This is a genomic window from Streptomyces antioxidans (genome assembly GCF_000968685.2).
GTDB lineage: Bacteria > Actinomycetota > Actinomycetes > Streptomycetales > Streptomycetaceae > Streptomyces > Streptomyces antioxidans.
Window position 1 is genome coordinate 42,606 of sequence record NZ_LAKD02000003.1, and the last position, 10,391, is coordinate 52,996.

General features: G+C 69.7%; 13 protein-coding genes. 8 read left to right on the forward strand and 5 right to left on the reverse strand.

Annotated elements, in window-relative coordinates:
* Positions 1 to 36: 36 nt before the first annotated feature.
* Entirely contained in the window at positions 37 to 795 is a 759-nt protein-coding gene (locus tag VT50_RS02540; protein ID WP_046088979.1) for a transglycosylase SLT domain-containing protein, read from the reverse strand.
* 446 nt (positions 796 to 1,241) lie between these two features.
* Between VT50_RS02540 and VT50_RS02545 the strand changes: the two genes are divergently transcribed.
* From VT50_RS02545 to VT50_RS02555, 3 genes are all read left to right on the forward strand, one after another.
* Positions 1,242 to 2,399 carry a GAF domain-containing sensor histidine kinase gene (locus VT50_RS02545; RefSeq protein WP_046088980.1) on the forward strand — a complete coding sequence of 386 codons (1,158 nt, stop codon included), beginning with the start codon at positions 1,242 to 1,244 and terminating at the stop codon, positions 2,397 to 2,399.
* Entirely contained in the window at positions 2,392 to 3,036 is a 645-nt protein-coding gene (locus tag VT50_RS02550) for a response regulator (RefSeq protein ID WP_046088981.1), read from the forward strand. Before VT50_RS02545 ends, VT50_RS02550 begins: the two co-directional genes overlap by 8 nt.
* Before the next feature lie 138 nt (positions 3,037 to 3,174).
* A complete protein-coding gene (locus VT50_RS02555; RefSeq protein ID WP_046088982.1) occupies positions 3,175 to 3,411 on the forward strand; it encodes a chaplin in 237 nt (78 codons plus the stop codon).
* A gap of 104 nt (positions 3,412 to 3,515) precedes the next feature.
* Here the strand turns inward: VT50_RS02555 and VT50_RS02560 are convergent, their stop codons facing one another.
* Positions 3,516 to 4,319, reverse strand: a complete 804-nt coding sequence (locus VT50_RS02560) for a hypothetical protein (protein WP_046088983.1) — start codon at positions 4,317 to 4,319, stop codon at positions 3,516 to 3,518.
* Positions 4,320 to 4,429: 110 nt separating this feature from the next.
* Between VT50_RS02560 and VT50_RS02565 the strand changes: the two genes are divergently transcribed.
* The 3 genes from VT50_RS02565 (at position 4,430) to VT50_RS02575 (ending at position 6,838) form a co-directional block, all read left to right on the forward strand.
* Complete coding sequence (locus VT50_RS02565) at positions 4,430 to 5,221, forward strand: ABC transporter ATP-binding protein (RefSeq protein ID WP_046088992.1); 792 nt, start codon at positions 4,430 to 4,432, stop codon at positions 5,219 to 5,221.
* A gap of 121 nt (positions 5,222 to 5,342) precedes the next feature.
* Complete coding sequence (locus VT50_RS02570) at positions 5,343 to 5,729, forward strand: NfeD family protein (protein WP_046088993.1); 387 nt, start codon at positions 5,343 to 5,345, stop codon at positions 5,727 to 5,729.
* Between the two features lie 149 nt (positions 5,730 to 5,878).
* The gene (locus VT50_RS02575; RefSeq protein WP_046088984.1) at positions 5,879 to 6,838 is read left to right on the forward strand and encodes an SPFH domain-containing protein; all 960 of its coding nucleotides are present in this window, start codon (positions 5,879 to 5,881) and stop codon (positions 6,836 to 6,838) included.
* Positions 6,839 to 6,900: 62 nt separating this feature from the next.
* Here the strand turns inward: VT50_RS02575 and VT50_RS02580 are convergent, their stop codons facing one another.
* Complete coding sequence (locus tag VT50_RS02580; RefSeq protein ID WP_046088994.1) at positions 6,901 to 7,404, reverse strand: HNH endonuclease; 504 nt, start codon at positions 7,402 to 7,404, stop codon at positions 6,901 to 6,903.
* A gap of 106 nt (positions 7,405 to 7,510) precedes the next feature.
* Complete coding sequence (locus VT50_RS02585; RefSeq protein WP_046088995.1) at positions 7,511 to 8,050, reverse strand: YbhB/YbcL family Raf kinase inhibitor-like protein; 540 nt, start codon at positions 8,048 to 8,050, stop codon at positions 7,511 to 7,513.
* An 87-nt stretch (positions 8,051 to 8,137) separates the two neighbouring features.
* Here VT50_RS02585 and VT50_RS02590 point away from each other — a divergent pair, with 87 nt between their 5' ends.
* Complete coding sequence (locus VT50_RS02590; RefSeq protein ID WP_240529016.1) at positions 8,138 to 8,464, forward strand: barstar family protein; 327 nt, start codon at positions 8,138 to 8,140, stop codon at positions 8,462 to 8,464.
* 92 nt (positions 8,465 to 8,556) lie between these two features.
* On the opposite strand, the gene VT50_RS02595 is transcribed toward VT50_RS02590, so the two are convergent.
* Positions 8,557 to 9,339, reverse strand: a complete 783-nt coding sequence (locus tag VT50_RS02595) for a sporulation protein (RefSeq protein ID WP_046088986.1) — start codon at positions 9,337 to 9,339, stop codon at positions 8,557 to 8,559.
* Positions 9,340 to 9,508: 169 nt separating this feature from the next.
* Between VT50_RS02595 and VT50_RS02600 the strand changes: the two genes are divergently transcribed.
* Positions 9,509 to 10,171 (forward strand): DNA-3-methyladenine glycosylase, encoded by a 663-nt coding sequence (locus VT50_RS02600; RefSeq protein ID WP_046088987.1) that lies wholly within the window; start codon positions 9,509 to 9,511, stop codon positions 10,169 to 10,171.
* Positions 10,172 to 10,391: the final 220 nt, after the last annotated feature.

The window sequence follows — 10,391 nt, forward strand, 5'->3', positions numbered from 1 at the left end:
CGTCGCAACGCCGGGTTCCTGACCGGCCGTTCAGGCTTAGTACGGGCCGTTCACGTTGTCCATGGAGCCGTACCGGTCGGCCGCGTAGTTGCAGGCGGCGGTGATGTTCGCGACGGGGTCGAAGGCGTCCCAGGAGGTGCCCTCGACGTGGTACGCCTGGAAGGTCGGGGCTATCACCTGGAGCAGGCCCTTGGAGGGCACGCCGTTCTGGGCGTTGATGTCCCAGTTGTTTATGGCGCGCGGGTTGCCGCCGGACTCCCGGATGATGTTGCGGTGGATTCCCTCGTAAGAGCCGGGGATGCCCTTCTCCTTCATGATGTCGAGGGATTCGCGGATCCAGCCGTCGAGGTTGTCGGGGTAGGTCTTCTTCTTCTCGGCGGCGACCGTCTCGATGCGCGTGGCGGAACGGCTCGCGGTCTGCTTGGCGGCGCGCTCCTTGGCGGCCTTGGCCTCGGCGGCCTTCTTCGCGGCGGCCTCTTCAGCGGCCTTCTTCTTCGCGGCCTGCGCCGCCGCCTTCTTCGCCGCCGCCTTCTTGGCGGCCTCTTCCTTGGCCTGCTGGGCGGCGAGGGCGGACTGCTTCTCCAGGACCTCGTGGTGGGCCTGGGCGTCGGCCTTCTGAGAGGTGAGGGCGACCGGCTTGTCCGGTAGGTCCTGGGCGGTGGTCTTGGCGCCGGCGTCACCGCTGGGGACGACCGCGAAGGCTATCGCGGCCGCACCGGCGGCCGCGATTCCGGCGGCGGAGTACTTGTGTGTCTTGGTGAGACGGTTGTAACCGGGGATGTTGGGCAGGGGCATGGCGGAGTAGACCTCTTCCAATCGCTTGAGTCGCAGGCCAAATCGGCGCGCAGAGCGCCGTTCCTGGATCTACGGCGCCGTGCGACTGGGTGAAATTCTTAGCTGCCGCAAAAAGCTGTCGCAAAGGCGTGACATACGATGCTGCTTAGTGGATAAGTAGGCCACTCATGCCCATGTGGACGGCCGTCATCCCCGCTCAGTCGCCTATGAAACGTCCACTAAGGACGTTCGTAAGTGATTTAGGTCGTGTGTCCGGGCTCACATCGCGGAGCTTCCCATATTGCGCGCTGTGCCCGCGCAAATGCTCAGGGTGTTTGTATTTTCCACCCCTGCGACAGCCCCTTCGGGGGTCTTGTGTGCGCCGTTCGACCTAGGGCTCAGGTCTTATCAGGTGGCCGCCGACCGGCCGATATGCCCACCGGATGGCGGTGGGTACGGTAATGCCCATGACGAAAGGACGGGGCGGCGGAGCCGAGGCCGGGCTGAGTCGGGTGAGCGCCGCGCTGCTCGCTATGAGCCGACATCTGGAAGTCCGTGATGTCCTAAAGACCATCGTTGTGTCCGCCCGTGAGCTGCTCGATGCGGAGTATGCCGCTCTGGGGGTCCCGGATGATCACGGAGGTTTCGCCCAGTTCGTAGTAGATGGGGTGAATGACGAGCAGTGGAAGGCCATCGGTCCGCTACCCCGGCAGCACGGCATTCTCGCCGCGATGCTCAAGGACGCCACTCGGCAGCGGCTCGCCGATGTGCGACTGGATGACCGTTTTGAGGGATGGCCAGCGGCTCATCCCGTTATGTCGGATTTCTTGGGACTTCCCATTGCCGACGGCGATGAAGTTCTCGGCGCGGTATTCCTCGCCAACAAGCGATGCCCCAAGCCCGAGGGCGGCTGCGGTTTCACCGCCGAGGACGAGGAACTGCTGTCCATCCTGGCCCAGCACGCCGCCATCGCCCTGACCAATGCCCGGCTCTACGAGCGCAGCCGCGAGCTCACCATCGCGGGGGAGCGGGCCAGACTCGCCCATGAGCTGCACGACGCGGTCTCCCAGAAGCTCTTCTCGCTGCGGCTGACCGCCCAGGCCGCCACGGCCCTGGTGGACCGCGACCCCGGCCGCGCCAAGGACGAGCTCCAGCAGATCGCGCTGCTCGCCGCCGAGGCCGCCGACGAGCTGCGCTCCGCCGTCGTGGAGCTGCGCCCCGCCGCCCTCGACGAGGACGGCCTCGTGGCCACCCTCAGGACCCAGGTACAGGTGCTCGACCGGGCCCACTCCGCCCGTGTCACCTTCTCCTGCCACGGCGTACGGGCGCTGCCCGCCGCCCAGGAGGAGGCCGTACTGCGGGTGGCCCAGGAGGCCCTGCACAACGCGCTGCGCCACGCCGACGCCCGGCAGGTGGACGTCACCCTCGCCCGGTCCGGCCAGGGCGCCAGGCTCCGCGTCGCCGACGACGGCAGGGGATTCGACCCCTCGGCCGTACGGCGCGCAGGGCGCCACCTCGGACTGGTGTCGATGCGTGACCGGGCCGGCGGCGTCGGCGGCGGTCTGACGGTGGAGTCGGCGCCCGGCGAGGGCACCGCGATCGAGATGGAGGTGCCCGGTGGCTGACCCGGGACGGATTCGGGTGGTGCTCGTCGACGACCACCAGGTGGTGCGGCGCGGCTTGCGGACCTTCCTCCAGGTCCAGGACGACATCGAGGTGGTCGGCGAGGCGTCGGACGGCGAGGAGGGCGTCGCCCGCGCCGAGGAGCTGCGCCCCGACGTCGTCCTCATGGACGTGAAGATGCCCGGCCTGGACGGGATCGAGGCGCTGCGCACCCTGCGCGACCTCGACAACCCCGCCCGGGTGCTGGTGGTGACGAGCTTCACCGAGAAGCGCACCGTGGTCCCCGCCCTGCGCGCGGGCGCCGCGGGCTATGTCTACAAGGACGTGGACCCCGAGGCGCTGGCCCGCGCCATCCGGTCCGTCCACTCCGGGCATGTGCTGCTCCAGCCCGAGGTGGCCCTCGCGCTGCTCTCCCAGGAGGAGGGCGGCGGCCAGGGGCGCGGCGGGTCGCTCACCGAGCGCGAACGCGAGGTGCTGGCGCTGATAGCGGACGGCCGGTCCAACCGGGAGATCGCCCGGACGCTGGTGCTATCCGAAAAGACCGTGAAAACCCATGTGTCCAATATTCTTATGAAATTGGACCTCGCCGATCGCACCCAGGCCGCCCTGTGGGCGGTACGGCACGGGATCGGGGCATGAACAGCGTTTCTCCGTGCAATCACACCAACGTGTGGCGATCACTCGAACAGCGCAACTCGCCATCGGCCGGGCCGTTCTTCACGGCGTACCGCGGCGTACCGCCGCGGTGACGCGCTGATGAATGAAGGGTCTTGAGAAGTGAAGAACATCAAGAGGTTCGCTGCCCTCACGATCGTGGCCGGCGGGATCGCCGTCGCCGGTGCCGGTGTCGCCTCCGCCCAGGGCCCCCAGGCCGACGGTGGGGCGCTGGCCTCCCCGGGTGTCGTTTCCGGCAACAACATTCAGGCGCCCATCCACGTGCCCGTGAACGTCTGCGGCAACACCATCTCGGTCATCGGGGCCCTGAACCCGGCGTTCGGCGTTCCCTGCGTCTGACCGCCCTCGGCGGGACATCCCGACGCACCACCGGCCGGCCCCGGAGGCACCCGCCTCCGGGGCCGGCCCATGTCGGCCTCCGGGAAGGCCGGTCCCCGCGAACGTCAGAGACCGCCCCGCTCCCGCTCCTCCACGTACGCGTTGTACGCCGCCACCTGGGCCCGCCGCGAGGTGCGCTCCACCGGCCGCAGCGCCTCGGCCCGCGCCGTGATCTCCGACGCGCTCACCGCCCCGCCGTGCTCCCGGCCGTCCCCGCCCGCCATATGCGCGATGTCCACCAGCGCACCCACCCGCTGCGCCAGCTCCAGCACCCGTATGGCCCGCGGCGGATAGCCCGGGGCCAGCACCTCGCGCCCCCGCTCGGCCCGTGCCCGATACGCCTCCAGGGCCGCCTCGGCCACCGGGCCCGACCCCGCCACGTTCAGCCGCGAGAGCACCTCCGTGGCCTCCCGCAGCGCCTCCGCCAGCTCCCGCTCGGCCTCGCCCAGCGACGGCACATCGGCCGGCGGCGCCTCCCGCACGGCCTGGCACCGCCACACCACCTCGATGTGCTGATCGCCCTCGGGCCCGGCCGCCGACACCTCGGGCACCAGGCCCAGCGCCGCCCCGGTGACGATCACCGCCTCGCCCGCGTCCAGCGCATGGGCGTTGAACTCCGGAGGACCGCTCAGCCCCAGCGGATGCCCCGCTATGGGCAGCGCCACCCGCAGCCCCTTGGCCCCGAGCGCCCGCAGCCGCCCCAGCGCCAATGTGAGCCCCACCTGCCCGGACTCCCCAGGAACCCCGGCCACCCGGTGCGACGCGTCCTCACCCGCGATGCGATGCGCCGCCTCATCGGGGGAGACAAGTCCGGCGAGAAGGGCATTTCCCCAAGCCGCGAGGCGCCCTGAACGTGGTTCATCGAGCATGGCACCAGCCTAGGGACTACCACCGACAACGTGTGGCGTAGGTTTTCCTCAGGGGGCTGCGCCCACAGGCGCACGCACGACTCGAGACTGCAATGGGAGACAACGCGCTCATGAGCGAGGTTCTGGAGCTGCTGGACGTATCGGTGGTCCGCGATGGGCGGGCTCTGGTGGACGAGGTCTCCTGGTCGATCAAAGAGGGAGAGCGCTGGGTCATCCTCGGACCCAACGGCGCCGGCAAGACCACCCTCCTCAACCTCGCCTCCAGCTATCTCTTCCCGAGTACCGGAACCGCCCGGATCCTCGGCGAGCACCTGGGCCGCGTCGACGTCTTCGAGCTGCGTCCCCGCATCGGCGTGGCGGGCATCGCCATGGCCGAGAAGCTCCCCCGCCGCCAGACCGTCCTGCAGACCGTCCTCACCGCCGCGTACGGCATGACGGCCCACTGGCAGGAGGACTACGACGCGGTCGACGAGACCCGCGCCCGCGCCTTCCTCGACCGCCTCGGCATGACCGACTACCTCGACCGGAAGTTCGGCACCCTCTCCGAGGGCGAGCGCAAGCGGACCCTCATCGCCCGCGCCATGATGACCGACCCCGAACTGCTGCTCCTCGACGAGCCCGCGGCCGGACTCGACCTCGGTGGCCGCGAGGACCTCGTCCGCCGCCTCGGACGGCTCGCCCGCGACCCGCTCGCCCCATCGATGATCATGGTGACACATCATGTCGAGGAAATCCCCCCCGGCTTCACCCATGTTCTGATGATCCGCCAGGGAAAGGTGCTCACCGCGGGCCCGGTCGAGACCGAACTGACCTCCCGCAACCTCTCCCGCTGCTTCGGCCTCCCGCTGGTCGTCGAGCGCCACGGCGACCGCTGGACCGCCCAGGGCCTGCCGCTGACCTGATGTCCGCCCCCTGCGCCCGACGTGCCACCGACAGGTGATCCGCCCACTGTCCTCGGCGACTTGGGACAACTACCATGACCATGTGGATCCGTGGGTGTGGTGGCTGATCGCCGCCGTAGGAATGGGCATCCCGCTCGTGCTGACCGCGATGCCCGAATTCGGGATGGTCGCGGTCGGTGCTGTGGCCGGTGCCATCACTGACGCGTTCGGCGGCGGCATCGTGCTTCAAGTCGTCGTCTTCTGCGCCGTCTCCGTGGCACTGATCGCCGTCGTACGCCCGATGGCGGTCCGCAGCCGCAGTCAGCAGCCCGAGCTGCGCAGCGGCATCGAGGCGCTGAAGGGCCGCCAGGCCGTCGTCCTCGAGCGCGTCGACGACGGCGGAGGCGGCCGGATCAAGCTCGCGGGCGAGGTGTGGTCCGCGCGCTCGCTCGACCCCGGCCAGGCCTATGAACCGGGACAGCAGGTCGACGTGGTGGAGATCGACGGTGCGACGGCCGTCGTCATGTAGACGTACCGGCGGTGTCCTACCAAGAGTTGAGGACGCCCCGGTTGAGCTGCGGAGTCGACCATGGATCTGACAGACTCCATCCTCGGGAACCGCCAGACTTGATCATCCCGACCATCCGAATCGCCGCATGAAGGGCACGGGGAGCCGCTGTGGAACCGATCATCATCGTCCTGATCATCCTCGTGGTGCTGGTCTTCATCGCACTGATCAAGACGATCCAGGTCATCCCGCAGGCCAGTGCCGCCATCGTGGAGCGCTTCGGACGCTACACACGCACCCTCAACGCGGGCCTGAACATCGTCGTCCCGTTCATCGACTCGATCCGCAACCGCGTCGACCTCCGTGAACAGGTCGTGCCCTTCCCCCCGCAGCCGGTGATCACCCAGGACAACCTGGTGGTGAACATCGACACCGTCATCTACTACCAGGTGACCGACGCCCGCGCCGCCACCTACGAAGTGGCCAGCTACATCCAGGCGATCGAGCAGCTGACCGTCACCACTCTGCGGAACATCATCGGCGGCATGGACCTCGAGCGCACCCTGACCTCCCGCGAGGAGATCAACGCGGCGCTGCGCGGCGTCCTCGACGAAGCCACCGGCAAGTGGGGCATCCGCGTCAACCGCGTCGAGCTCAAGGCCATCGAGCCGCCCACCTCCATCCAGGACTCGATGGAGAAGCAGATGCGCGCCGACCGTGACAAGCGCGCCGCGATCCTCCAGGCCGAAGGTGTCCGGCAGTCCGAGATCCTGCGGGCCGAGGGCGAGAAGCAGTCCTCGATCCTGCGGGCCGAGGGTGAGGCCAAGGCCGCCGCGCTGCGCGCCGAGGGCGAGGCTCAGGCCATCCGTACGGTCTTCGAGTCCATCCATGCCGGAGACCCGGACCAGAAGCTGCTCTCGTACCAGTACCTCCAGATGCTGCCGAAGATCGCCGAGGGCGACGCCAACAAGCTCTGGATCGTGCCCAGCGAGATCGGCGACGCCCTCAAGGGGCTCGGCGGCGCCATCGGCAACTTCGGCCCGATGACCGGCGGCGGAAACGGCGGTGGCACCTCCGGCGGCACCGGTAAGGAGCCCGCCCCGCGCCGTGAACAGCCCAGGATCGACTGAACGGACGGCGGCGGGGCGGCCTCCCGGACCCTCAGGAGGCCCCGGTAACCATCAGGAGAGCCCTAGGCGGGCAGCGGCAGCCACTCCGGCAGACCGTCCCGCTCCACCGCCCCCAGCGCCAGCAGCAGCGCATCCGAAGGCGTCGGCTCGAACGGCGCCCTGAGCAGCCGCATCCCCGCCTGCTCCGGAGTCCGGTCCGCCTTACGGTGGTTGTCCTCGGCGCACGAGGCCACCGTATTCAGCCAGGTGTCCCCGCCCCCGCGCGACCGCGGCACCACATGGTCCACGGTCGTCGCCCGGCGGCCGCAGTACGCGCACCGGTGCTGGTCCCTGACCAGCACCCCGCGCCGCGACCACGGGGCACGTCTTCGGAACGGCACCCGTACGTAACGGCACAGCCGGATCACCCGCGGCAGCGGAAGATCGACCTCCGCGGCCCGCACCCGCAGCCCGGGGTGGGCGTGTTCGACGACGGCCTTGTCCTGGAGGACCAGCACCACGGCACGCCGCAGCGTCACCGTCGCCAGCGGCTCAAAGCTCGCGTTCAGAACCAGCGTCTCGCGCATCCCGACCACCCCCGCCTCCCGGTGTCCCGGCCCCGCGCCGGAGATCGGCGGGACCGGGATCAACTCTGGCCGGGAGCCTGGCCGAGAACAACGCAATTTCGCCGCGTCAGCCCGCGGCCGGTACCTCGTACTCCCCGATCAACTGGGCCCGCCCCAGCGTGTGGAACCGCAGGTTGAAGCCGACCACCGCTGGCGAGGCGTCCGCGTCCGGGCCCAGCTTCTCGGCGTCCACCGCGTAGACGGTGAACACATAGCGGTGCGGACCGTCCCCGGGCGGCGGCGCGGCCCCGCCGAAGTCACGGGTCCCGTAGTCATTGCGCGCCTGTACGGCACCCTCGGGCAGGCCCGTGAGGCCACCGCTGCCCGCACCCGCCGGAAGCTCGGTGACCGTGGCCGGGATGTCGAACACCACCCAGTGCCAGAACCCGCTGCCCGTCGGCGCGTCCGGGTCGAAGCAGGTGACGGCGAAACTCTTCGTCCCCTCAGGGAAACCCTCCCAGCGCAGCTGCGGAGAGGTGTTCCCCGCCGACTGCACCTGGTCGGACTTGAGCGTGCCGCCCGGTGCCACATCGTCGCTCACCACCGTGAACGACGGCACCGGCGGATGGAAGTCGTGGGGGAGCGGGGCCCGGTTCTGCTCGGACACGTCGAGAACCTCCTCGAAGTCGCAGTGGATCATCTCCGCGGCCAGCCTAACGAGACCGCCACCCGGCGGGCTGGCACCATGGCGCCCATGACCGGCCCCACCCTCGCCCTCCACCTGCGCCTCGACGGCGTGACGGACAAGGACGGCTTCCTCGCCCGCTGCGCCCGGGACCTGCGCTTTCCCGACTGGTACGGGCGGAATTGGGATGCCCTCGCCGACTGCGTCACCGATCTGTCCTGGTGGGCCGAGGGCGGCGAGCCCAGCGGCTGCCTGCTGGACATCCAGGGCTGGTCGGCCTTCAGCGACGCGGACCCCGACGCCGCCGCGATCGCGGCGGACATCCTCGCCGACGCCGAGGCGTACTGGGCGGCGCGGGGACGGCCCCTGGTGGTGCGCTACGACGACGGCCCCTGAGGGACAGCACGCGGGGCGCGCACCGAGCTGCCCCGGTGCACGCCCCGCGCGGAAGTCCGGTCCGTAAAGGGCCCTCAGAGCCCAAAGGGACCTCAGAACCAGTTGCGCTTGCCGCCGACCTGGGCCAGCCACTGGTTCAGGTACGCCGCCCAGTCGGTGTCCTGGAAGGTGGCCAGGTCCATCGTGAACGACCGGTAGGTGTCACTGCCCTCGGAGAACAGCCCCGGCTTCTTGTCCATCTCCAGCACCACGTCCATCTCGCGGTCGTCCGCGACGAAGGACAACTCCACCTGGTTCAGGCCCCGGTACTGCTCCGGCGCGTAGAACTCGATCTCCTGGTAGAAGGGCAGTCGCTGGCGGGTGCCACGGATGTGCCCGCGCTCCAGGTCGGCGCTCTTGAAACGGAAGCCGAGGGCGCCGAAGGCGTCCAGGATCGCCTGCTGGGCGGGGAGCGGATGCACATTGACCGGGTCCAGGTCGCCCGAGTCCACCGCGCGCGCGATCGCCAGCTCGGTGGTCACCCCCACGTTCATGCCGGACAGATGGCGGCCCATGAACATGGTGACCGGGGTCTCCCACGGAATCTCCAGGCCGAACTGCACCGCGTGCACCGCGCCCGGCTGCACCTCGAACGCGCCCCCCAGCCGCTGCCGGGTGAACTCCACGTCCTGCTTGTACTCCTGGTCGTTGCCCTCCACCTCGACCCGCGCCTGCAGGCCGACCGAGAGCCCCTCGATCTGCTGCGCGACCGAGCCGCCCTGGATCCGGACCTCGCCCTGCACGATGCCGCCCGGGACGACGTTCTCCTCGGTCAGCACCGTCTCCACCGAAGCGCCACCGGCACCCATACTCGCGAGCAGCTTCTTGAAGCCCATGTTCTCCCCATTCAAGGACGCGACTGCGTCTTGACTCGATCGCACTCGATCACTGTTGCCACCTAGAAACGCGAAACAGTCCTGGACGGTTCCGCGGCTCATACCCTTCCAGCGGACCGGCGCCGCCTCCAACCACCGGTTCATATCCGTTCCACTACGCTCGGGCCGCGTGACAGCAGGACCTGACCGCACCCCCCTCGACCGTGCCTTCTTCGACCGGCCGGTCCTCGAGGTCGCGCCCGACCTCCTGGGCCGCGTCCTGGTCCGGCGTGCCCCGGACGGACCGATCGCATTGCGCCTGACCGAGGTCGAGGCGTACGCGGGCCCGGCGGACCCCGGTTCACACGCCTACCGCGGCCGCACCGAGCGCAACGCCGTGATGTTCGGCCCCCCGGGTCATGCGTATGTCTACTTCACCTATGGCATGTGGCACTGCCTCAACCTGGTCTGCGGACCAGAGGGCCATGCCAGCGGAGTGCTGCTGCGCGCGGGCGAGGTGCTTGACGGCCATGAGCGGGCCCATCAGCGCAGGCCGAAGGCGCGCAACGACCATGAGCTGGCCAAGGGCCCGGCCCGGCTGGCAACGGCCCTGGGCGTGGACCGCAGACTGGACGGCAGCGATGTGTGCGGCGGCCCCGATGCCCCGCTCTCCCTACTCACCGGCCACCCCGCCCGGCCCGAGCGGGTGCTCAGCGGCCCGCGCACCGGGGTGGGTGGCGAGGGCGCGACCCACCCCTGGCGCTTCTGGATCGACGGCGATCCCTCGGTGAGCCCCTACCGGGCCCACGCCCCGCGCCGCCGGAATTCGACGCGCCGTCAGGTCGGAACTTGACTCCGGCGGAGGGGACGCCTAACGTAGCCCGAGCCGCTTGAGACGGGCAGCGCTGTCGTCACGATCCTAGGATCGAGTCACCGCGGCCCCGGAGCGGCCAACCACTACGACGATTCCCGAAGAGGGTTCTGTTTCGTTGCGCGAAATCAGGACCCGGTGCTCCGATTAGGAGTCGGGAGGGAAATTCGCTAAAGTGGTGGACACGCCGGAAGGCGCGAAA

Coding starts and splice junctions, on each gene's coding strand:
- VT50_RS02560 (WP_046088983.1), bottom strand. CDS start 4,319: ATGCTCGATGAACCACGTTCAGGGCGCCTCGCGGCTTGGGGAAATGCC.
- VT50_RS02590 (WP_240529016.1), top strand. CDS start 8,138: ATGACCGGCCCCACCCTCGCCCTCCACCTGCGCCTCGACGGCGTGACG.
- VT50_RS02545 (WP_046088980.1), top strand. CDS start 1,242: ATGACGAAAGGACGGGGCGGCGGAGCCGAGGCCGGGCTGAGTCGGGTG.
- VT50_RS02570 (WP_046088993.1), top strand. CDS start 5,343: ATGGGCATCCCGCTCGTGCTGACCGCGATGCCCGAATTCGGGATGGTC.
- VT50_RS02540 (WP_046088979.1), bottom strand. CDS start 795: ATGCCCCTGCCCAACATCCCCGGTTACAACCGTCTCACCAAGACACAC.
- VT50_RS02565 (WP_046088992.1), top strand. CDS start 4,430: ATGAGCGAGGTTCTGGAGCTGCTGGACGTATCGGTGGTCCGCGATGGG.
- VT50_RS02595 (WP_046088986.1), bottom strand. CDS start 9,339: ATGGGCTTCAAGAAGCTGCTCGCGAGTATGGGTGCCGGTGGCGCTTCG.
- VT50_RS02580 (WP_046088994.1), bottom strand. CDS start 7,404: ATGCGCGAGACGCTGGTTCTGAACGCGAGCTTTGAGCCGCTGGCGACG.